Here is a 23,320-nt window from a genome sequence, read left to right as displayed (position 1 = left end):
AGATCAATGATAGAGCAAGGATTTCATGAGCAAAACCCGGGAAAAGCGCCTTTACAGGCAGCGTCTCCCGGTTTTCGCCGCACGGTCGGGATCAATTGGCGCTGGGGCGCTTTTCGATCACTTTGTCGATCAGGCCGTATTCGGCCGACTCGGCGGCGGACATGTAGTAGTCCCGCTCGGTGTCGCGGGCAATGCGCTCGAGCGGCTGGCCGGTGCGCTCGGCCAGGATCTTGTTGAGCTGCTCGCGCGTCTTGAGAATCTCGCGGGCCTGGATTTCAATCTCCGTGGCCTGACCGCGACTGCCGCCCGAAGGCTGGTGGATCATGATCTTGGAATTGGGCAGCGAAAAGCGCTTGCCCTTGGTGCCTGCGGCCAGCAGGAAGGCGCCCATGCTGGCTGCAAAGCCGCAGCACAGCGTCGACACATCGGGCTTGATGAAATTCATGGTGTCGAAAATCGCCATGCCTGCGCTCACCGAGCCGCCAGGCGAGTTGATGTAGAACGAGATGTCCTTGTCCGGGTTCTCGCTTTCCAGGAACAGCAACTGCGCCACCACCAGGTTGGCCGAATGGTCGTTGACCTCACCCACGAGGAAGATCACGCGCTCCTTGAGCAGGCGGGAGTAGATGTCGTAGGCGCGCTCACCACGGCCCGAGGTCTCGATCACCATGGGCACCATGCCCAGGCCTTGAATGTCCATTGCGCTCATGCGTTTCTCCATGTGTTGATGCATTGCCGTCTCACTACTGTAACCAACCCACTGTGGCCGTATTCACACAAGGGCGATGGCCTTTGAAGGCCCCGAAAACACCGGTTGTTCGCACGTGGGGTTCAAACCGGCAAAAAAAAGGGCGGATCGCTCCGCCCTCGTTCTTCAGGCCTGGCCGGCCGATCAGTTTTGCGCCATGAGCTCGTCGAAGCTGACCGCTTTCTCGGTGATGGTCGCTTTGGACAGCACAAACTCGGTCACGTTGTTCTCGATCACGATGGCTTCGACTTCGGCCATGCGGCGGTTGTCGCCCTGGTACCAGCGCACGACGTCGGCGGGCTTCTCGTAAGAAGCCGCCAGTTCTTCGATGTGGGCCTTGATCTGCTCGGGCTTGGCGTGCAACTCGTTGGCGCGCACCAGCTCTGCCACCACCAGGCCCAGGCGCACGCGGCGCTCGGCCTGCGGGCGGAACAGTTCTTCAGGAATCGGGGCCTTCTCGGCGTCCTTCACGCCGCGCTGCTTGAGGTCGGCGCGAGCGCCTTCAACCAGCCGGTCGAGTTCGGACTGCACCACCGATTTCGGCAGGTCCAGCTCGGACACGGCGATCAAGGCGTCCATCACCGACTGCTTGTTGCGTGACTGCAGGCGGAACTTGACTTCGCGCTCCAGGTTTTTCTTGATGTCGGCGCGCAGGCCATCGACCGTGCCGTCGGCGATCCCGAGCGACTTCGCCAGGGCTTCGTCCACCTCGGGCAGGTGGGCGGCTTCGAGCTTGTTGACCGTGACCAGAAAGTCGGCGGTCTTGCCGGCGACGTCCTTGCCGTGGTAGTCCTCGGGGAAGGCGAGCGGGAAGGTCTTGCTCTCGCCCTGCTTCATGCCGCGCACGGCGTCCTCGAATTCCTTGAGCATCTGGCCATCGCCGACGATGAACTGGAAAGCCTCGGCCTTGCCGCCTTCGAACGGCTCGCCGTCGATCTTGCCGGCGAAGTCGATGGTGGCCCGGTCGCCGTCCTGGGCGGCCTGGTCCTGGGCGCGCTGCGCAAAGGTGCGGCGCTGCTTGCGCAGGATGTCCAGGGTACGGTCGATGGCGGCAGCGTCCACGTCGGCGGACACCTTTTCCACCGCGGCGGTGGTCAGGTCACCGATCTTGACCTCGGGATACACCTCGAACACGGCATCGAAGGTCAACTCGCCCTCGGGCGCGCCTTCCTTTTCGGTGATCTTGGGCTGACCGGCCACGCGCAGCTGGGCTTCGTTGGCCGCGGTGGCGAAGGCTTCGCCGACCTTGTCGTTCATCACTTCGTAGTGAACCGAATAGCCATAGCGCTGCGCGACAACGTTCATCGGCACCTTGCCGGGACGAAAGCCGTCCATCTTCACATCGCGTGCCAGCCGCTTGAGGCGGTTCGCGACCTCGTTCTGGATCACATTGGCCGGCAGCGAAAGCGTGATCTTGCGCTCGAGCTTTTCCAGGGTTTCAACGGTCACGGTCATGGTTCTCTCCAAAAAGGGGGGGTGCCCAAAAATTGCAGCTCAGCCAGCCTGCCTGGCCGAGCCGGGGAATGCATGTGTCTGTGGTGGTGCGCGGGGGGGGACTCGAACCCCCACACCATTGCTGGCGTCAGGACCTAAACCTGGTGCGTCTACCAATTTCGCCACCCGCGCGCCCTGGATGGGATTCAGGCGGGTTGCAAATGGTGCTTTGCGATCCGCCCTGTTCCTTCACGGCAACCTTCGATTGTAGCCGTTGCCCAGGTCCCTGCCCGGCGGGTCAGGCGGCCAGACGCAGCCGCAGCATGCGCACCGCGCTGCCCGGCGTCGTGAGCACCGGCAGGTCCACCGCCCGGTGCACCGCCATCTGCGCGCGGGCCATGCTGAACTGGGCCAGCGCGATCACATCGCAGCCCTGATCGGCCAGCCAGCGTGCGGCCTCCACCACCTTCGCGTCGTGTGTCTGCACGTCGCCCTCGTTGAGCGCCTCCAGCGCGCCCTCTGCCAGGCGCGTCACGAGTTCGGTGCCGCGCGGGAACTCGGGTGGCATGGACGACAGCGTGGGTGCGAAAGAAGCGATCAGGCCAACCCGACCGCCCAAGGCGACCGCATCGGCCACCATGGCCTCGTTGGGTTTGAGCACCGGCATGTGGGGCCGGCGTGCCGCCGCCGCTTCGATGCAGGGCCCGAACGCCGAGCAGGTGAACAGGATGGCCTGTGCCCCCGTGCCGGCCGCATACGCGGTCAGGGCTTCAAAACGGTCGTGCATGGCGGCGTCCAGCCCTGCTCCGCTGCGCGCCAGATCGGCCGACAGGCTGTCGTCGAGCAGGTTCATTCGCACAGCCTCGGGCCAGGCGCGTTGCAACTCTTCGTTGATCGGCGCCACCGAATGCGCCAGCGCATGGATCAGCGCGATGCGGGGCGCCGGCGGCTTGATGGTCGCGCCCATTTCAACGCGGGCGGCGGGCGCGCTGTGCGACCACCACCACCGCCAGCAACAACAGGCCCGGGATGAAGAACCACTCCTTGGCTGGGCGGTTTGAAGGCACTTCCAGCGAGGTGATGCGAAAGCCCTGCTCGATGCCCAGCTTCTCTGCGACGCTGCCGAATTTCACCCCCATGACCGACAGGCTCTCGCCATCGTTCATGACGGTCAGGCCCGCGCTGGACAGGCGCTTGGTGGCATCGCCGGCTTCACCCAGCGGAATCAGCACGCCCTTGCGCACGTCGTCCCCGTTCATGTTCATGCCTTCGATCCAGACCCGCTTGCCGGTGTTCGGCGGGGCCTCGGCAATGACCTGTGCCATGGCCGCACCCTTGACCTCGTCGAAGGGCGGATACAGCATGTCCATCCAGAATCCGGGGCGGAACAAGGTGAAACAGACAAGCAACAGGGCCACCGACTCGTACCAGCGGCTCTTGACAATGAAGAAACCCTGCGTGGCCGCCGCAAAGATCAGCATGGCCGTGATGGCGATGACCACCGTCAGGATCAGGTGGGGCCACCCGTCCAGTCCGATCAACAACAGCTGCGTGTTGAAGATGAAAAGGAACGGCAGGATGGCTGTGCGCATGCTGTAGTAGAAGGCGGTGATGCCGGTCTGGATGGGGTCGTGCTTGGCAATGGCGGCTGCCGCGAACGAGGCCAGGCCCACCGGCGGTGTCACATCGGCCATCAGGCCGAAGTAGAAAACGAACAGGTGGACCGCGATCAGCGGCACGATCAGCCCGCTCTGGGCACCCAGCTCCACCACCACCGGCGCCATCAGCGTGGATACCACGATGTAGTTGGCCGTGGTCGGCAGGCCCATGCCCAGGATCAGACTGATGACCGCCACCAGCACCAGCATGAGCATGAGGTTGCCACCCGAGAGCAGTTCAACCAGTTCGGTCATGACCAGCCCGACCCCGGTGAGCGACACCGTGCCCACGATGATGCCGGCCGCGGCCGTGGCCACACCGATGCCGATCATGTTGCGTGCACCGGTCACCAGCCCGTCGATCAGGTCGCTCCAGCCTTCGCGGGCCTGTTCGAGGAAGCGATGGTCACCCCGGAAGAAACCGGTGATCGGCTTCTGCGTGAGCATCACGAACACCATGAACATGGTGGCCCAGAAGGCCGAGAGCGCAGGCGACAGGCGTTCGATCATCAGGCACCACACCAGCACCACCACGGCCAGCAGATAGTGCAGGCCCGACTTCACGGTCGGCCCGGTTTCAGGCAACTCGAACACCGGGGCGTTGGGATCGTCAAGCTCGAGCACCGGCTGGCGCGAACCGAACCAGAGCAGCGTCACATAGGCCGACAGCAGCATCGCCCCGATCGCCGGCACCGCCGCTTCACCCAGCGCCGACTTGAAGAAGCCGATCACGTAATAGGTGACGCCGGCCAGCACGACAAAGCCGGTGACCGTCAGGAGGAACGAGACCAGCCGCTGCGAGGCGGTGCTGTTGCCGCGGCGCGGCAGGCCCTCCATGTTGGCCTTGAGGGCCTCGAGGTGGACGATGTAGAAGAGCGCGATGTAGGAAATGATGGCCGGCAGGAAGGCGTGCTTCATGACCTCGACGTAGGGAATGCCCACGTACTCGACCATCAGGAAGGCGGCGGCGCCCATCACCGGCGGCATGATCTGGCCGTTGACCGAACTCGACACTTCAACGGCGCCGGCCTGGTCGCCCCGGTAGCCGACCCGCTTCATGAGCGGGATGGTGAAGGTGCCCGTGGTGACCACGTTGGCGATCGACGAGCCGGAAATGATGCCGGTGGCCGCCGACGAGACCACGGCCGCCTTGGCCGGGCCGCCGCGCATGTGCCCGAGCAAGGCAAACGCGGACTTGATGAAGTAGTTGCCCGCGCCGGCCTTGTCGAGCAGCGAACCGAACAGCACGAACAGGAAAATGAAGCCGCTGGAGACCCCCAGCGCGACGCCATACACCCCTTCGGTGGTGAGCCACTGGTGGGTCATGGCCCGGTCCAGCGAGGCGCCCTTGTGGGCGATGAGGTCGGGCATGTAGGGCCCGGCGAAGGTGTAGCCGAGGAACACCAGGGCCACGATCACCATGGGCAGACCCAGCACGCGGCGGGTGGCCTCGAGCAGCAGCACCACACCGACCACCGCGGTCCACACATCGACCGGCAGGGGCATGCCGGGGCGGGTGGCGAGTTCGCGGTAGAAGATGAAGATGTAGGCGGCGGCATAGGCGCCCGCGATGGCAAACACCCAGTCCAGCAGCGGCACCCGGTCGCGCGGCGAACGCCGGCTCGCGGGATAGGCCATGAAGGCCAGGAACACCGCAAACGCCAGGTGAATGGCCCGTGTCTGGGTGTCGTTGAGCACCGGCATCAGGTTGGACACCAGATAAGGCAATGGCGATGCGATCCAGAGCTGGAACAGCGACCACACCAGGGCCACGCCCATCAGCAGCCTGGCCACGGCCGGGCCTGGCTGTCGCCCACCCGTGTCGTTCTCCTCCACCAGCTTGTTCACATCGATCTCGGCGATGCTGTCTTTTGCGCTCACGGGACGTTTCCTTGCGTTGGACTGAAATGCGGGGTCTCAGGCATGCCGGTGCCGGCTCCAATCAAGATCGCCCCATGTCGGAGCGTCCAACATGGGGCGATGAGAGGGACCGGATCGGGAATTATTTCATCCAGCCCTTTTCCTTGTAGTACTTGGCAGCACCGGTGTGCAGCGGGGCCGACAGGCCTGCCTGCACCATCTTCTCGGGCGTCAGCCCGGCGAACGCCGGGTGCAGCTTCTTGAACTCGTCGAAGTTGTCGAACACCGCCTTGACGAACAGGTAAACCTCTTCGTCCGACTTCTTCGACGACGTCACCACGGTGGCCAGCACGCCGTAGGTGGAGAGTGCATCGGCCTGCGACGGGTAGGTCTTGGCGGGGATCTTCGCATCCGAGTAGAACGAGTTGGCGGCCACCAGCTTGTCGATCGCGGCACCGGTGATGTTGACCAGCTGCGCACCGCAGGTCGTCATCGGGTCCTGGATGTTGGCGCTGGGGTGACCAACCACGTAGAAGAAGGCGTCGATCTTGTTGTCGCACAGGGCTGCGCCGTGTTCGTCGGGCTTGAGTTCGGAGACGGCCGAGAAGTCGCTGCCCTTGAGGCCGGCGTTCACCAGCAGCTCGTCCACCGAGGAGCGGGTGCCGGAGCCGGGGTTGCCGATGGCCACGCGCTTGCCCTTGAGATCGGCCAGGCTTTTGATGTTGGCTTCCTTGCGGGCCACCAGCGTGAGCGGCTCGGGGTGCAGCGAGAAGACGGCGCGCAGGTCGGCCACGGGCTTGCCGTCGAACGCCTTGGCGCCCTTGACGGCGTTGAACTGGGCGTCGGATTGCGCCACGCCGAAATCGAGATCACCACCGTTGATGGTGTTGATGTTGGCCACCGAACCCCCGGTGGACTCGACCGTGCAGCGGTAGCCGTGCTTGGCGCGGTCCTTGTTGATCAGGCGGCAGATGGCGCCACCGGCCACGTAATACACACCGGTCACGCCACCCGTGCCGATGGTCATGAACTTCTGCTGCGCCTGCACCGAAGACAGCGGCGCCGACAGCACCAGGGCGGCCGCCACGAGCGACAGGCGTGACGCGGAAGATTTCAAAAAGGTTTTCATGCTGACTCCTGGGGTGATGAAGATATCCGGCTCGATGCGGTCCGGGGTATGCGGGGGAGCCGGTGATGCTAACCCGCCGGCAGGATGACGCTCACCGGGTTTGCCCATGGTTTTCTGAACACTAATGGTCGAGTAGCCATACTTATAAGGCACTCAGTGCGCGAGCGAGCGGTTGATCGCGGGCACGAGCCTGTCGACGATGTCGGCGAGCTCGGCTTCGCTCGCAATGAAGGGCGGTGCCAGCAGCACATGGTCGCCGCAGCGGCCGTCCACCGTGCCGCCCATGGGATAGACCATCAGCCCGCCGGCCATGGCTTCGCGCTTGATGCGCACATGCAGCTTGCGTGCCGGATCGAACCAGGCCTTGCTGCCACGATCGGCCACCAGTTCCAGGCCCCAGAACAGGCCTCGTCCGCGAATGTCGCCCACATGCGGGTGGTCGCCGAAGGCCTGCTGCAGCAGGCGCTGCAGCACCTGGCCTCGCTCGCGCACCTGCGCCAGCAGGCCGTCGCGCTGGATCACGCGCTGCACCGCCAGCGCGGCCGCGCAGGCCACCGCATGCCCGAGGTAGGTGTGTCCATGCTGGAACAGGCCACTGCCCTGCCCGAAGGCCTCGACCAGGCGGCCCTGCGCGAGCACCGCGCCGATCGGCTGGTAACCACCCCCCAGGCCCTTGGCGATGGCCAGCAGGTCGGGCACCACGCCCTCCTGTTCGCAGGCGTGCAGGCTGCCGCTGCGCCCCATGCCGCACATCACCTCGTCCAGGATCAGCAGGATGCCGTGGCGATCACACAGCTCACGCACCCCCTTGAAGTAGCCCGGCACGGGCATGAGCACCCCCGCCGTGGCCCCGCCGATGGTCTCGGCCACGAAGGCCATCACCCGGTCAGGGCCCAGCGCGTCGATCGCATCCGACAGCTCGCCCACCAGACGCTGGCCGTAGGCCTCGGGCGTTTCGTCGTCGTGGCGGTTGCGGTACTCGTAGCACGGAGCCACATGGGTCACGTCGATCAGCAACGGCTCGAACTGCTCGCGCCGCCAGGCATTGCCGCCCACCGCCAGCGCGCCCAGCGTGTTGCCGTGGTAGCTCTGGCGCCGGGCAATGAAGTGGCGCCGCTGCGGCTGACCGATTTCAACGAAATACTGGCGTGCCATCTTCAGCGCCGCCTCCATCGCCTCGGATCCGCCACTCACGAAGTACACGTGGCTCATGCCCGCCGGTGCGGTGTCGATCAGCAGGTCGGCCAGTTCTTCGGCCACGCGGGTCGTGAAAAAACTGGTGTGCGCATAGGCCAGCTGGTCGATCTGCGCGTGCATCGCAGCGATCACGTCGGGATGGCCGTGGCCCAGGCAGGACACGGCGGCGCCACCCGAGGCATCGAGGTAGGTTTTCCCGCCCGCATCGGTGAGCGTGATGCCCCGCCCGCTGACAGCGGTGGGCAGGGAGTGGCTGAGCTGGCGGTGAAACACCCGCGAGCCGGACAGGCTGGAGACGGTCATGGTGCGATCAGGAAAAGTGTCGGGAAGGAGCCCACACGGGCAGGCCAGTGTAGGCATCGATGGCCGGCGCGAAAAATGCCTTTTTGGCGCCGCGCCATGACTTTTCGGCATGGGCGGTTGGGCAGTCGGCATTGTTCAGCCGCGCGGCGCCTGCCTACAGTCGTCCCCATGCAACAACGACGCCCAACCTCCCTGCATGTCTGCGTCCTCGGCGCCGGCATCGTCGGCCTGGCCACCGCCTGGCAACTGGTCCAGGACGGCCACAGCGTGACCGTCGTCGACAGCGCACAGGCCGGCACCGGCGCGAGCGCGGCCAACGGGGCGCAACTGAGCTACGCCTACGTTCAGCCCCTGGCCGACCCCGGTATCTGGAGCCAATTGCCCAAGCTGCTGCTGGCGCGCGACTCGCCGCTGAAACTGCGGCCGCAGATGGACCCGCAGCAGTGGGCCTGGGGCCTGCGTTTCATGGCGGCGTGCCGCGCCAGCGTGTCGGCCGGCACCACGGCCTCGCTGCTCGCGCTGGCGGCAGAAAGCCGGGCCGGCTTCGATCACCTGCTGGCCCGGGAAGACATCGACTGCGACTTCTCCACCACCGGCAAGCTCGTGCTCTACCCGGACGCCGCCAGCTTCGCGGGCGCGCGCCGCCAGCTGGCGCTGCAGCGCTCGCTGGGCAGCGTGCAACACGCGCTGTCGCCGGCCGAAGCGGTGGCTGTCGAGCCGGCGCTGGCCGGCTACGCGGCGCAGATGGCTGGCGCCATCCACACGCCGGACGAGTGCGCGGCAGACTGCTTCAAGGTGTGCCGCGAGCTGCAGCGCCTGCTGCAGGCGCGCGGCGTGCGCTTCGTGTTCGATACCCCGGTCACGCGGCTGGTGCGCCGCAGCGGCCGCATCGATTCGGTCGAGACCCCGGCCGGACCGATCGAGGCCGACGCCTTCGTCGTGGCGCTGGGCGCCGGATCGCAGCAGCTTGCCCGCCCGCTGGGCTTGCACGTGCCGGTGGTTCCGCTCAAGGGCTACAGCATCACCTTGCCCGCCACGGCAGCAGCGCCCCGCGTCAGCGTGACCGATGTGGCGCGCAAGGTGGTGTTCGCCCGCCTCGGCGAGCGCCTGCGTGTGGCCGGCATGGCCGAGCTGGTGGGACACGACCGGCGCATCGATCCCGAGCGCATTCGCTCGCTGCTGGGCAGCGTGCGCGAGGTCTTTGGCGAGATCGCTCCTGCCACCGGCGTGCAGCCCTGGGCCGGTCTGCGCCCGGCCACACCCACCGGCCTGCCGGTGCTGGGCCGCCTGCGTGGCTCACCGGTCAACCTGTTCTTCAACACCGGTCACGGTGCCCTCGGCTTCACGCTGGCCTTCGGCAGCGCCCGGCGCGTCGCGCGCGAGCTCGGCGCGTCGCTCAGGCCAGCTGCTGCAGCGCTTGCTGCATGCAGCGCGTGAAGGCGCGCGTGGTCAGCGAATGGGGCCGTGCCGTGGGCCGCAGCATGTGCACGGTGGTGGTGATCGCAGGCTCCAGCGTGAGCACATCCACGCGCGCCCGATCGGCCGACGCCGCGGTGCAGCCCTCGACCATGGCCACCCCAACCCCGTGGTGGGCCAGCGCCAGCGCCACGTGATAGGTCTGCACCGTGATGACCTCGTTCAGGCCGGCGCCCGCTTCACGCACGGTGTGGGCCAGCAGCATGCCCAGCGGGTCCTGTCCGTCGAGGGCGATCACCGGCAGCCTGGCGAGCTGGGCCAGGGTGATCGTGCCGGCCTTGACCTGTCTGGCACCCAGCAGGCCTTTGGGCACCACACATTCCACCCGCCGCTGGGCGAGCTGTTCCTGCACCAGCGCCGGGTGGGTGACGGCGTTGAACACATAGCCCACGTCGGCTTCCTGCAGCACCAGGCCAGAGACGATCTGCGGTGAGTGCAGCGCCTGGTGGTGCACCACCACGGCGGGGTGCTTTTCGCGAAACAGCCGCACGGCCAGCGGAAACACCTCGTAGCTCAGCGCCAGCACGGTGAGCACCCGCAACTCGCCCTTGCCGCGGCCGGCCTTGAGGCTGACCGAGAGGCGCTGCACCTCGTCGAGCTGGGCAAACAGGCGCTCGATGTGCGGGTACAGGGTCTGCGCCTCCACGGTGGGCCTGAGTCTTCCGCCGACCCGCTGAAAGAGCTGGAAACCCAGCTGCAACTCGGCATGCTGCAGCGTTCGGCTCACCGCCGGCTGCGTCACATTGATCATGCGCGCCGCAGCGCTCACGCTGCCGGTGAGCATGACGGCATTGAAAACCTCGATGTGTCTTAAGCGCATGCCGCCATTGTTGTTCAGGCACCGGGGGAGAGCCGCGGAGCAGGGCACGCCGCAGCCGCGCGCCTGCACGGCGTTGCGCTCAGACCGCCTCGGGCTCCCTCTTGACCCGGAACCAGGCCGCATACATCGCCGGCAGCGCCAGCAGGGTCAACACGGTGGCCACCACCAGCCCGCCCATGATCGCCACCGCCATCGGGCCCCAGAACACGCTGCGCGACAGCGGGATCATGGCCAGCACGGCGGCCGCGGCGGTCAGCACGATGGGCCGCATGCGCCGCACCGCCGACTCGACCACCGCGTCCCAGGCCGGCACGCCGCGCGCACGGTCCTGTTCGATCTGGTCGATCAGGATCACCGAATTGCGCTGGATCATGCCCATCAGCGCGATCACGCCCAGCAAGGCCACGAAGCCGAACGGGCGGTTGAGCAGCAGCAGCGCTGCGGCCACGCCGGCCAGGCCCATCGGGCCGGTGAGGAACACCAGCACCGAGCGGCTGAAACTCTGCAGCTGCAGCATCAACAGCGTGAAGACGATGAACAGCATCAGCGGAATGCCCACCGCGATCGAGGCCGATCCCTTGCTGCTCTCCTCCACCGCGCCGGCCACCTCGATGCGGTAGTCCGACAGACCGCGCGATGCCCAGCCGTCGCTGATTTCCTTGAGCACCGGCTGCAGTTCGGCCGTGACGGTGGCACCCTGCAGGCCCTCGACCACATCGCCCTGCACCGTGATCGCGTAGTCGCGGTTCTCGCGCCACAGCACGCCGGCTTCCCAGTCGAACACGGGCCGGGCGATCTGCAGCAGCGGAATGCTCTGGCCGTTGCTCGTGGGCAGGTTGGCGTTGGCCAGGTCGGTGATCGCATCGCGCTCGTCCAGCGGCTGGCGCAGCACGATGTCGATCAGCTTGTCGCCATCGCGGTACTGGCCGACCGTGCTGCCACTGAGCAGCGTGCGGGCGGCCTGCGCGATCGACTGGCTGGACACCCCCAGTGCACGCGCCTTGTCCTGGTCGATCTCCAGGCGCAGCCGTTTGACCGACTCGTTCCAGTTGTCGTTGACGCCGCGCATGTTGCTGTTGGCGCGCAGCGCCACCTTCACCTCGTCGGCCAGCGTGCGCAACTGGGTGGGGTCGGTGCCGACCACACGGAACTGCACCGGATACGGCACCGGCGGGCCATTGGGCAGCAGCTTCACGCGGCCGCGCACTTCGGGGAATTCGGTGGCCAGCAAGGCCGGCAGCGCCTTGCGCAACCGCTCCCGCGTCTTCAGGTCTTGCGGCAACACGATCAGCTGGGACACGTTGGTCTGCGGAAAGATCTGGTCCAGCGGCAGATAGAAGCGCGGCACGCCCGAACCGACCCAGGTGCTCACGCTGCGCACGCCCTCCTCGGCCGCCATGCGGGCTTCCAGCCGTTTCGTGACCTCGTCCATGGCCTGGATGCTGCTGCCCTCGGGCAGCCACACATCCACCAGGATCTCGGGACGGCTGGAGTCCGGAAAGAACTGCTGCTGCACCTGGCCCATGCCGACGATGCCCAGCGCAAAGGTGAGCACGGTGGCGCCGATGGTGATCCAGCGGTGCTGCACGCACCAGTCCACCACGGCGCGAAACCGTACATAGAACGGCCCGTCGAAGACCTCGTGCACCGCGCCCACATGCGGCTTCACCTTGAGCAGGCGAACGCCCAGGTAGGGCACGAAAAACACCGCCACGATCCACGACAGCAGCAAGGCAATGACGGTGACCGCAAAGATCGCGAAGGTGTATTCGCCGGTGGTGGAGTCGGCCAGGCCGATCGGCAGGAAACCGGCGGCCGTGATCAGCGTGCCGGTGAGCATGGGCATGGCGGTGGCCTCCCAGGTGAAGGTGGCCGCGCGCATCATGCTGTAGCCCTCCTCGAGCTTGCGCACCATCATCTCCACCGCAATGATGGCGTCGTCCACCAGCAGGCCCAGCGCGATGATGAGCGAGCCCAGCGAAATCTTGTGCAGGCCGATGCCCCAGTAGTTCATGGCCAGAAAGGTCATGGCCAGCACCAGCGGGATCGTGATCAGCACCACCAGACCCGGGCGCATGTCCAGCGTGTAGCCCCGCAGGCCCTTGCTGCCGGCGCGCCGGTGCAGGCCCAGCGCCAGAAAGCTCACCGCCAGCACGATCACCACCGCCTCGATCAGCACCGTGACGAACTCGTTCACGCTTTTGGTCACCGCACTCGGCTGGTCCTGCACCTGGGCCAGCACCATGCCGGCGGGCAGCGCGGCCTCGATGCCGGCGACCGTGGTCTTGAGGGCCTTGCCCAGCGCGATGATGTCGCCGCCCTTGGCCATGGAAATGCCCAGGCCGATGCTGTCCCTTCCGTTGTGGCGCACCAGCACCTGCGGCGGGTCCACGTAACCCAGGCCGATCTCGGCGATGTCGCCCAGGCGGATCTGCGTGCCGCTGGCCGCGCGGATCGGCATGGCAGCGAGTTGCTCCACCGAATTGAAGGCGCCGGCCACACGCACCTGCACCACGTCGTGCGGCGCCTGCACGGCACCGGCTGAGGCCACCGCGTTTTGCTGGCCCAGCGCATCGAACACCTGCTGCAGGTTCAGGCCCAGCACCGCCAGGCGCTTCTGCGAGATTTCAATGAACAGCTTCTCGTCCTGCACACCGAACAGCTCGACCTTGCTCACATCGGGCACACGCAGCAACTGCTGGCGCACCCGGTCGGCCACCTGCTTCTTGTCGGCGTAGGAAAAACCGTCGCCCTGCAGCGCGTAGATGACGCCGAAGACGTCGCCGAATTCGTCGTTGAAGAACGGCCCCACCACGCCCTGCGGCAGCGAGGCCTGCATGTCGCCGATCTTCTTGCGCGCCGTGTACCAGATCTGGGGCACCTCGGCGGCGGGCGACGAGTCCTTCAACTGGAAAATCACCAGCGTTTCGCCGGGCTTGGAATAGCTGCGGATCTTGTCCGCGTACGGCACTTCCTGCAGGGTCTTCTCGATGCGGTCGGCCACCTGTTCGGCGACCTGCTCGGCGGTGGCGCCGGGCCAGTAGGCCCGCACCACCATGGCGCGAAAGGTGAACGGCGGGTCTTCGTCCTGACCGAGCTGGAAGTAGGCGGCCACGCCCAGCAGCATCAGCACGATCATCAAGTACCGGGTGAAGGCCTGGTGGTCCAGCGCCCATTGCGAGAGGTTGAAGCGGGACACCCAGGTCGCGGCCTGGTCGGCGGAGGCGTAGTCGGACGAGCTCATGCCGGCCTCACTGCGTCGCGGCGCCGGCAAACCGGGTCACCTTCTGCCCGGGCGACAGCACGTGCACCCCCGCGGCCACCACCTCGTCGCCCGGTTGCAGGCCCGAGGCGATGACCAGGTCGTTGCCGTCGGCGCCGGCCACCACCACCTCGCGCGGCTGCACCGTGCTGGTGGCGGCATCGAACACCCACACCGCGCTGCCGCTGCGGTCGCCGGTTTCCGAACGCATCAGGGCCGAGGTCGGCAGCTTGATCGCGGCGCCCGGGGCGCCAGCGGGCGCCGCCAGCGTCACATAGGCGGTGGCGCCCAGCGGCACGCTCGCGTCGCCGGACAGGGCGAGCTTCACCTGGTAGGTGCGGGTGACCGGGTCGGCGCTGGCCGCCACTTCTCGCACCACCGCGGCCAGCGGCACGGCAGCGCCGGCCGGTGCACCGGCCCACAGGCGCACCTGGGCCGCCTGCCCGGTGCGCAAGCTGGCCAGCCGGTCCTCGGGCACGGCAAAGACCACGTCGCGCGGGCCGTCCAGCGCCAGCCGGACCACCGGCGTGCCCGCCGCCACCACCTGCCCCACCTCGGCATCCACCGCCAGCACCACACCGGCGCCATTGGCCAGCAGACGGGCATACCCGGCCTGGTTGCCCTGAACCGCGCCCTGGGCCCGCGCCTGGCGCAGCGTGGCCTCTGCCGACTGCAGGGTCGCCTGTCGCCGTTCGATCTCGGCGCCGCTCACAAAACCCTGGGCCAGCAAGTCCTGGTAACGCTTGAGGTCGGCCGCAGCCAGGTCGCGCTGGGTCTGCGCCGCGCTCACCTGCGCCTGCGCCGCCTGGCTGGAGAGGGCCAGGTCCTGCCCGTCGAGCTGCGCCAGCAAGGCGCCGGCAGCCACCCGCTGCCCCACCTGGGCCGGGCGTTGCACCAGCTTGCCGCCGACCCGAAAGCCCAGACGGGACTCGGTTCGGGCGCGAACCTCACCCGCGTATTCGGCCTGGGCGCCCACGGCACTGGCGCCCACCGTCATCAACTTGACCGAACGGATCGGCTCGGTGGCCGCCGGGGGCGGGGAACACGCCGCCAGGGCGAGGGTGGCGGTCATGATCCAGACAAAATGCGGGGTTTTCATGGCGGGGTGGGCGTTGTGAAAATGGGTGGCGCGCGGCAAGATCACGCGCCGACAATGCCCGTATATTACTGACTGACCGGTTAGTAATCAAAATCCCCGACGAAATACCCCCCGATTCATGACCCACCCAACGCCTGCCCCACCGCCTCCGACGCGCGAGCGCGCGGCCGATGCGGCGCCGCTGCCCGCAGCCGGCGCGCTGGGGGCCCTGGGCCCGGGCGTCGGCCATTACGAAAACTTTCCGGTCGCCTCCTGGCTCTGCCCGCCGCGCCTGCGTCCCACGGTGGCGGCCATCTACCGCTTCGCCCGAACGGCCGATGACATCGCCGACGAAGGCCAGGCCGGCGGCGAGGAGCGGCTGGCCGATCTGGCGGCCTACCGCGGTGAACTGGCGCGCTGCATCGAGCGGGCCGCAGGTGGTGCGGTGCTGCCCGCCTCCGAGCGCTGGCCGGTGGTGTTCGGGCCCCTGGGGCTGGCGATCGCGCGCCACGACCTGCCGGTGGCCCTGCTGCACGACCTGCTCAGCGCCTTCGAGCAGGACGTGCGCTACACCATGCAGCAGCACCGCTACGCCAGCACCGACGAGCTGCTGGGCTACTGCCGCCTGTCCGCCAACCCGGTCGGGCGCCTGCTGCTGCATCTGTATGGCGTGCATGACGCCCGCTCGCTGCAGCAGAGCGACCAGATCTGCAGCGCACTGCAACTCATCAACTTCTGGCAGGACCTCAGCCGCGACCTGCCCCAGGGCCGCTGTTACCTGCCCGCCGACACCCTGGCGCGACACGGTCTGCAGGTGGCCGATTTCGAGCGGCCCGACCTGCCAGCGAGCCCCGACCGCCGGGCGGCGGTGGCCGAGCTCTGCGCCCATGCCCGCGGGCTGATGCAGCTGGGCGCCCCCCTGGCGCGCCGGGTGCCGGGGCGTGCGGGCTGGGAACTGCGCCTGGTGGTGCAGGGCGGCCTGCGCATCCTTGAGGCCATTGAGCAGGTTGACCACCGCAGCTGGCAGACCCGGGTGACACTGCAGCGCGCCGACCTGCCGCGGCTGGCCTGGCACGCGCTGTGGATGTGAAGGCGCCCGTTTGTGAAAACCACCGATTCATGGACCTTGTCATGACCTTGTCTTGTGTTTCCCACCGACGCCTGGCGTTCGTGTTCGCGCTGGCGCTGCTGCCCCTGGCCACCGGCTCATGGGCACAGGCGCCCGCCGCCACCGCGCCGGCCACCGCCACGCCCGCGCGAACGCCGGTGGGCGTGGCGCCCTTGAACGAGGTCTGGCTCCAGCCCGCTCGCGAGGCCCCGGCCACGGTGAGCGCGCGCAACGAATCGCGCCTGGCTGCCGAGGTCTCCGGCACGCTGCTGCGCTGGACTGCCGATGTGGGCGCCACGGTGACCAAAGGCGAGTTGCTGGCGCAGATCGACCCGCGCGATGCCCAACTGGCGGTGCAGCGCGCCCAGGCCGCACTGGCCGCCGCCAGCGCCCGTCTGCAACTCGCGCAGGGACAGCTGGAACGCTCGAAGGAACTCGTCGCCCAGGGCTTTTTCTCGAAGGAAGCACTGGCGCAGCGCGAGACCGACGTCGCGCTGCAGCAGACCGAGGTCAACAGCAGCCGGGCCCAGCTCGCCACCGAACAACGCCAGCTGGCCAAGACCACGCTGCGTGCGCCGTTTGCCGGCAGCGTGAAAGAGCGCCTGGCGCAGACCGGTGAGGCGGTCGCGCCGGGCACGGTGCTGTATGTGCTGGTGGAGTCGGGCCGCACCGAGGTGAACGCCACCCTCAGCCCGGGCGACGTGGCCGGGCTGCGCCGCGCGCAGGCGATCCGGCTGGACACGCCCGACGGCAGCCATGCCGTGCGCCTGCTGCGCATCGGTGCAACCGTCACCGAGCCCTCGCGCACCCGGACCGCCCGGCTGGCGTTCGTTGCGCCCGCGCAGGCGCCCGCCGCCGGCACCAGCGGCACGCTGCGCTGGCGGGAAAGCCAGCCCCACCTCGCACCCGACCTGCTGGTCAGGCGCGGCACAGAGCTCGGGGTGTTTGTTCAGCAGGGCACGGGCGACGCCGCCACGGCGCGTTTTGTGCCGGTGCCCGGTGCGCAGGAAGGGCGCGCCACGCCGGTGCCCGCGAGCTTGCCGGCCGACGCGCGCGTGATCGTGCGCGGCCAGGCCATGCTGCAGCCCGGACAGGCCATCAGCGCCCAGGCCGCGGCGCGCTGAACCCGGGGTCACGCCATGGCTTTCCTGCGCGCCCTCATCACCAACCACCCGCTGGCCAACATCGCCTTCGTGGTGGTCTGCCTGCTCGGCCTGGTGAGCTACAACACCATGCCGCGCGAACAGGACCCGGAGATCAACTTCAACTGGGTGGCCATCACCGCGGTGCTGCCCGGCGCCAGCGCCGAAGACGTGGAACGGCTGGTGACCAACCCGCTGGAGGACGGCATCAAGGGCATCTCCGACGTGCGTTTTGTCATCTCGAACTCGCGCGAGAACGTGGCCAGCCTGCTGGTGCGCTTCCGGGAGATCGATGAGCGGACCTTCGACAAGCGCATGAACGACCTGCGCCGCGAGGTGCAGAACAAGACCTCGTCCGAGCTGCCGCCCCAGGCCGAAGACCCCACCATCGTCGAGATCACCACCAGCAACGGCTTTCCCACCGCCTCGCTGATGCTGGTGGGCCAGGCCGACGACGAGAGCCTGCGCCTGAACGCGCGCCGGCTGCAGGCCGACCTCGAACGCATCACCGGCGTCGACCAGGTCACCGCCGCCGGCCTGCGCGACCCGGAGGTGCTGGTCAGCCCGAATGCCCAGGCGCTGGCGGCACGCGGGCTGCTGGCCAGCGATGTGGCCGACGCCCTGTCGCAGTGGTGGCGCGACACCACCGGCGGCACGCTCAAGACGCAGTCCGGTGCCTGGGCGGTCAGCGTGCAGGGTGTGGTGACCGATCCGCAGGCACTGGCCGTGTTGCCGGTCTCATCGTCGGTCAACCCGGGCGCCTCGGCCCGCCTGGGCGAGGTGGCGCGCATCGAACGCGCCCGGGCGCCGGCTCAGCAGCTGGCTTCGCTCGACGGGCGCGATGCGATCTCGCTGACCGTGACCAAAAAATCCGGCACCAACACGCTGGCGCTGGTGGATGCGCTCAAGGCCTTCATCGAACGCGAGAACCAGGTGCTGGCCGCCTCCGGCCTGCAGCTGCTGCTCACCGACGACCAGACCGTGCCCACGCGCGACGCCATCGGCGTGATGGAGAGCAATGCGCTGCTGGGCATCCTGCTGGTGCTGGCGGTGTGCTGGGTGTTCCTGGGTTCGCGCATCGGCCTGCTGGTGGCCATCGGCATCCCGTTTTCGCTGCTGGCCACCTTTGCCGTGCTCGACAGCCTGGACTACACGGTCAACGTCTCGGTGCTGCTGGGCGTGGTGATTGCGCTGGGCATGCTGGTGGACGACGCGGTGGTGGTGGTCGAGGCCATCTACTACCGCATGGAGCGCGGCCAGCAGGCGCTGCAGGCCAGCCTGGACGCGATCGCCGAGGTCTGGAAACCGGTGCTGGCTTCGGTGGCCACCACGCTGGCGGCCTTCCTGCCGCTCATGCTGCTGCCCGGCATCGTGGGCAAGTTCATGTTCGTGATTCCCTTCGTGGTCACGCTGGCGCTGGTGATCTCGCTGATCGAGGCGTTCTGGATGATGCCGGTGCATGTGAGCGCCATCGGTGTGCGCTTCGACAACCCAGGGCGCGTGCAGCGCTGGCGCAACCGCTTCAACCGTGGCTTGCGGCTGCGCTACGGCCAGGCCCTGGCCTATGTGCTGCGCCGGCCGAAACGCTTTGCCCTGGTGGGCCTGCTGTCGGTGGCCGGTGCGGTGGCCTTGCTGGCCACCGGTGCCATTCGGGTGCAGTTCTTTGCGTTCGATCCGATCCGGGCGTTCTACGTGAACGTGGACATGCCGGCCACGGCCTCGCTGGAAGACACGCTGGGCGAGACGCGGCGCGTGGAACAGGCGGTGCGGGCGCAGCTGCGCGGCGTCGGACCACAGGGCGAAGCCCGCGAGGCGAACAGCTTTGCCGGCATCAAGTTCACCGAGACCGACATCGTCTATGGCGACCTCTACGGCCAGGTGTTCGTCTCGCTCAATCCGCGCACCGACGGCGCCCGCGAAGTGACCGAGGTGGTGGACCAGATGCGCGAGGCCATCACCAGCATGGGCGGCCCGGGTGAAAAGAGCTTCACCGTGCTCTCGGGCGGGCCACCGGCCGGCCGGCCGATCAGCGTGAAGGTGCGCGGCGACGACTTCGCCCTGATCGAAGCCGCGGTGGCCGACCTCAAGACCATCGTGAAGCGCATTCCGGGCACCACCGACGTGAAGGACGACGACGTGCCCGGGCGGCCTCAGCTGCTGCTCACGCTCGACCACGAGGCGGTGCGCCAGGCCGGCCTGGACGCCGCCAGGGTGGCGCGTCTGGTGCGGCTGGCGGTGGACGGCGAAGTGGTGGCCTTCACGCGCGACGGCGGCGACAAGATCGAGCTGCGCGTGCGCTCCGACGGCGCGCTTCGCGAGGGCGACGCGCGCCCGGTGGACCCGGCCAGCCTGCTGGACGAACCGGTGGCCCTGCCCAACGGCCAGATCACCCGACTGGGCGCACTCGTCACGGCCGAAACCGGCCCCGGGCGCGGCTTCATCCGCCACTACAACCTGCGCCGCACCATCACGGTGGAGGCCAACCTGGACAAGGACGTGACCGACACCACGGTGGCGAACAACGCGATCAAGGCCGAATGGGAGCAGATCCGCGCACGCCATCCCGGCGTGGACCTCGACTTCTCCGGCGAGCTCGAAGACATCGAGGAAAGCCTGGCCGCGATGCAGGTGCTGTTCATGCTGGGCCTGGGCCTGATCTACCTGATCCTGGCCGCGCAGTTCAAGAGCTACTTCCAGCCGCTGATGATTCTGGTGACGGTGCCACTGGCCTTCACCGGCGTGGCCTTTGGCCTGGCGATCTCGGGCAACCCGCTGTCGCTCTACACGCTGTACGGCGTGATCGCGCTCACCGGCATCGCGGTGAACTCCGCCATCGTGCTGATCGACGCGGCCAACGACCGGCTGCGGCGCGGCATGGGCGCGATCCACGCCATCATCCAGGCCGGGCGCCGGCGCGTGGTGCCCATCCTCATCACCACCACCACCACCATCGGCGGCCTGTTTGCACTGGCCTTCGGCATCGGCGGCAAGAGCCTGCTGTGGGGACCGGTGGCGGCCAGCATCGTCTGGGGCCTGGCGTTCTCCACCCTGCTCACCCTGTTCGTGGTGCCGCTGCTCTACCTGGCCTTCATGCGGCGCCAGGGACGGATCGCACAGGCGACAGCGGCCGCACACGAAGTCGCTGAAAGGCCCCTGCAGCCCGGCGCGTGAGTGCAAGCCCCGGGGTGAGGGGCGCAAGCCGTGTGCCATACTGATTTCCCTATGGCACAGGCATTCCCTTTCTCCGCAATCGTTGGTCAGGACGAGATGAAAACGGCGATCCTGATCGCCGCCATCGATCCCCATATCGGCGGTGTTCTGGTTCTGGGTGACCGGGGCACCGGCAAGTCCACCGCGGTGCGGGCGCTGGCCGCCCTGCTGCCGAAAATGCGGGCCGTGAACGGTTGCCGCTACAGCTGCGACCCGGCCGACCCCGCCAGCCGCTGCGCCGACTGCGCCAGCTTGCGTGCACCCGACCAGCCGCCGCCCAAAACCCACCTCATAGCCGTGCCGGTGGTCGACCTGCCGCTGGGTGCCACCGAGGACCGCGTGGTCGGTGCGCTTGACCTGGAGCGCGCGCTGTCGCAAGGCGTGAAGGCCTTCGAGCCCGGCCTGCTGGCACAAGCCAACCGCGGCTTTCTCTACATCGACGAAGTCAACCTGCTCGAAGACCACCTGGTCGATCTGCTGATCGACGTGGCGGCCTCGGGCGAGAACGTGGTGGAGCGCGAAGGCCTGTCGGTTCGCCACCCCGCGCGCTTCGTGCTGGTGGGCAGCGGCAACCCCGAAGAAGGCGAGCTGCGCCCGCAGCTGCTCGACCGCTTCGGCCTGTCGGTGGAAGTCAGGACGCCCGAGCTGCTGCAGGAGCGGGTCGAGGTGGTGCGCCGGCGCGATGCCTTCGAGCAGGACCGCGAGGCCTTCATCGCGCAATGGCAGAAGGAAGACGAGCGCATCCGCCGCAGGCTGGTGGCCGCGCGCAAGCGGTTGCATGCGGTCGAGGTCAGCGACGCCGCGCGCCAGCGCGCTGCCGCGCTGTGCATGGCCCTGGGCACCGACGGCCTGCGCGGCGACCTCACCCTGATTCGCGCCGCGCGCGCCATGGCCGCGCTGCAGGGCGACGCCGCCGTGACCGACGCCCACTTCAAACGCGTGGCCGGCCCGGCGCTGCGCCACCGCCTGCGCCGCAACCCGCTGGACAACGCGGGTTCGACCGCGCGGGTGGACCGCGCAGTGACCGAACTGATGGGCGCCTGAACGTCGGTCTCGGGCGCACCACCGATGTTCGACCACTTCGCCGCGCCCACTCCGAACGCCGACGCAGCCCTGGTCGCCGCCCTGCTGGCGGTGGACCCCACCGGCCTGGGTGGCGTGGCCTTGCGTTCGCCCGCCGGCCCCTTGCGCGACGCCTGGCTGGCGCTGCTGCGCCAGCACCTGCCACCGCAGACGCCGATGCACCGCGTGCCCCTGCACGCCAGCGACTCGGCCCTGCTCGGCGGGCTCGATCTGGCCGCCACCCTGCACGCCGGGCGCCCGGTGGCCCAGCAAGGCTTGCTCACGCGCTGCGACGGCGGTGTGCTGCTGCTGGCCATGGCCGAACGCGTGGGCGCCGGCGTGGCCTCGCAACTCGCGGCCGTGCTCGACACCCGGGTGGTGGCACTCGAGCGCGACGGCCTGACCCAACGCCGCCCCGCCCGCGTGGCGCTGGTGGCGCTGGACGAAGGTGATGGCGACGAAGAACAGATGCCCGCCACCCTGCTCGACCGGCTGGCCTTTCACCTGCCGCTGCAGGCCGCCGACTCCGAAGACGATGAGCCGGTGGACTGGACACGCGATGACATCGCCGGGGCGCGCGCGCGGCTGGCCCACACCACCGTGCCCGAGAGTGTGGTGCAGGCGCTGTGCGCCGCTTCGCTGGTCTGGGGCGTGAACTCGATGCGCGCGCCGCTGCTGGCGGTGCGCGTGGCGCGTGCTGCGGCGGCCTTGTCGGGCATGGAAGAAGCGGAAGAAGTGCACGCCTCGCTCGCGGCGCGGCTGGTGCTGGCACCGCGCGCCACGCGCCTGCCCGCGCCCCCCGCCGAAGAAACCGACGACACACCGCTGCCACCGCCCGAGGCGCAGCAGCGCACGCCAGAAGAAGACGAATCAGACGCACCCCCGCCTGAATCGCCACCGGACGAACAAGACAAGACCGATGACGATGAAGACGCCCCCGGCGCGCTGGACGACCGGCTGATCGAGGCGGTGCGCGCAGCGATCCCGCCGGGTCTGCTGGCTGCCCTGCAGATGGGCCAGGCGCGGCAGGCGCGCGCCACCGCCGCGGGCCGATCGGGCGAGCTCATGAAGAACCAGAACCGCGGCCGACCCGTGGGCACCCGCCGCGCCGAACCCCGCTCGGGCGCGCGGCTGCACATTCTGGAAACCCTGCGCGCGGCCGCGCCCTGGCAACGGCTGCGCCAGCAACAGGCACAAGGCCCGCGCCGCATCCAGGTGCGGCGCGAAGACTTCCACGTGGTGCGTTTTCGCCAGCGCCGGCCCACCACCACGCTGTTCGTGGTGGACGCCTCGGGTTCGGCCGCGCTGCACCGGCTGGCCGAGGCCAAGGGCGCGGTCGAGCTGCTGCTGGCCGAGTGTTATGTGCGGCGCGACAAGGTGGCGGTGCTGGCGTTTCGTGGCGACGGCTGCGAGCTGCTGCTGCCGCCCACGCGTTCGCTGGCGCGCGCCAAGCGCAGCCTGGCCGCGCTGCCCGGCGGCGGTGGCACGCCGCTGGCGGCCGGCATCGAAGCCGCGCGCGAACTGGCCCAGCAGATCGGGCGCCAGGGTGAAACGCCGGTGGTGGTGCTGCTCACCGACGGCCGTGCCAACGTGGCGCGCGACGGTCGGCACGGCCGGGCCCAGGCCACCGAAGACGCGCTCCAGGCCGCGGATGCGTTTCGCCTGGCCGGCTTCGCCGCCCTGCTGATCGACACCTCGGCCCAACCGGGCGAGGCCTCGCGCACCATGGCCGAGCGCATGGGCGCCACCTGCGTGCCGCTGCCGCATGCGGGCTCGGCCGGCCTGTCGCAGGCGGTGCGCCTGGCCACGCTGCCCGCCGCCCGCTGAGCGCCG

The 23,320-nt window shown here is 68.5% G+C and carries 15 protein-coding genes and 1 tRNA gene; 6 read left to right on the top strand and 10 right to left on the bottom strand.

Annotation, left to right across the window (positions count from 1 at the left end; all coding sequences use genetic code 11):
* Positions 1-91: 91 nt before the first annotated feature.
* From clpP to QUV35_RS03695, 7 genes are all read right to left on the bottom strand, one after another.
* Positions 92-709, bottom strand: a complete 618-nt coding sequence (gene clpP, locus QUV35_RS03725; RefSeq protein WP_300870985.1) for an ATP-dependent Clp endopeptidase proteolytic subunit ClpP — start codon at positions 707-709, stop codon at positions 92-94.
* A 183-nt stretch (positions 710-892) separates the two neighbouring features.
* Positions 893-2,203, bottom strand: coding sequence for a trigger factor (gene tig / locus QUV35_RS03720; protein WP_300870983.1), 1,311 nt, complete (start codon positions 2,201-2,203; stop codon positions 893-895).
* 84 nt (positions 2,204-2,287) lie between these two features.
* Positions 2,288-2,374, bottom strand: a tRNA-Leu gene (locus QUV35_RS03715).
* A gap of 106 nt (positions 2,375-2,480) precedes the next feature.
* A complete protein-coding gene (locus QUV35_RS03710) occupies positions 2,481-3,149 on the bottom strand; it encodes an aspartate/glutamate racemase family protein (protein ID WP_300870981.1) in 669 nt (222 codons plus the stop codon).
* 1 nt (position 3,150) lies between these two features.
* A complete protein-coding gene (locus QUV35_RS03705) occupies positions 3,151-5,721 on the bottom strand; it encodes a TRAP transporter permease (protein WP_300870979.1) in 2,571 nt (856 codons plus the stop codon).
* 121 nt (positions 5,722-5,842) lie between these two features.
* Entirely contained in the window at positions 5,843-6,829 is a 987-nt protein-coding gene (locus tag QUV35_RS03700; protein WP_300870977.1) for a TAXI family TRAP transporter solute-binding subunit, read from the bottom strand.
* A 153-nt stretch (positions 6,830-6,982) separates the two neighbouring features.
* Positions 6,983-8,314, bottom strand: coding sequence for an aspartate aminotransferase family protein (locus QUV35_RS03695; RefSeq protein WP_300871070.1), 1,332 nt, complete (start codon positions 8,312-8,314; stop codon positions 6,983-6,985).
* Positions 8,315-8,497: 183 nt separating this feature from the next.
* On the opposite strand from QUV35_RS03695, the gene QUV35_RS03690 reads away from it, so the two are divergent.
* A complete protein-coding gene (locus tag QUV35_RS03690) occupies positions 8,498-9,766 on the top strand; it encodes a D-amino acid dehydrogenase (RefSeq protein ID WP_300870975.1) in 1,269 nt (422 codons plus the stop codon).
* Here the strand turns inward: QUV35_RS03690 and QUV35_RS03685 are convergent.
* The 3 genes from QUV35_RS03685 to QUV35_RS03675 form a co-directional block, all read right to left on the bottom strand.
* Positions 9,726-10,625, bottom strand: a complete 900-nt coding sequence (locus tag QUV35_RS03685) for a LysR substrate-binding domain-containing protein (RefSeq protein ID WP_300870973.1) — start codon at positions 10,623-10,625, stop codon at positions 9,726-9,728. The genes QUV35_RS03690 and QUV35_RS03685 overlap by 41 nt on opposite strands.
* Positions 10,626-10,704: 79 nt before the next feature.
* Positions 10,705-13,869: an efflux RND transporter permease subunit gene (locus tag QUV35_RS03680; RefSeq protein WP_300870972.1), complete on the bottom strand. Its 3,165-nt coding sequence runs from the start codon at positions 13,867-13,869 to the stop codon at positions 10,705-10,707.
* A gap of 7 nt (positions 13,870-13,876) precedes the next feature.
* On the bottom strand, positions 13,877-14,986 hold the full coding sequence (locus QUV35_RS03675) for an efflux RND transporter periplasmic adaptor subunit (protein ID WP_300870970.1): 1,110 nt from the start codon (positions 14,984-14,986) through the stop codon (positions 13,877-13,879).
* 118 nt (positions 14,987-15,104) lie between these two features.
* On the opposite strand from QUV35_RS03675, the gene hpnC reads away from it, so the two are divergent.
* From hpnC to QUV35_RS03650, 5 genes are read left to right on the top strand one after another with little or no spacing between them, the layout of a single operon-like run.
* Positions 15,105-16,055, top strand: a complete 951-nt coding sequence (gene hpnC, locus QUV35_RS03670; RefSeq protein ID WP_300870968.1) for a squalene synthase HpnC — start codon at positions 15,105-15,107, stop codon at positions 16,053-16,055.
* A gap of 41 nt (positions 16,056-16,096) precedes the next feature.
* The gene (locus QUV35_RS03665) at positions 16,097-17,197 is read left to right on the top strand and encodes an efflux RND transporter periplasmic adaptor subunit (protein WP_300870966.1); all 1,101 of its coding nucleotides are present in this window, start codon (positions 16,097-16,099) and stop codon (positions 17,195-17,197) included.
* A gap of 15 nt (positions 17,198-17,212) precedes the next feature.
* A complete protein-coding gene (locus QUV35_RS03660) occupies positions 17,213-20,386 on the top strand; it encodes an efflux RND transporter permease subunit (RefSeq protein ID WP_300870964.1) in 3,174 nt (1,057 codons plus the stop codon).
* A 51-nt stretch (positions 20,387-20,437) separates the two neighbouring features.
* Positions 20,438-21,469: a magnesium chelatase ATPase subunit I gene (gene bchI, locus QUV35_RS03655; protein WP_300870962.1), complete on the top strand. Its 1,032-nt coding sequence runs from the start codon at positions 20,438-20,440 to the stop codon at positions 21,467-21,469.
* 24 nt (positions 21,470-21,493) lie between these two features.
* On the top strand, positions 21,494-23,314 hold the full coding sequence (locus tag QUV35_RS03650) for a magnesium chelatase subunit D (RefSeq protein ID WP_300870960.1): 1,821 nt from the start codon (positions 21,494-21,496) through the stop codon (positions 23,312-23,314).
* The last annotated feature ends 6 nt before the right edge of the window (positions 23,315-23,320 follow it).

This window comes from Hydrogenophaga sp. (assembly GCF_030373225.1).
GTDB lineage: Bacteria > Pseudomonadota > Gammaproteobacteria > Burkholderiales > Burkholderiaceae_C > Hydrogenophaga.
Note: the sequence above shows the minus strand (reverse complement) of the source record. Positions and strands in the feature narration are given on the sequence as shown.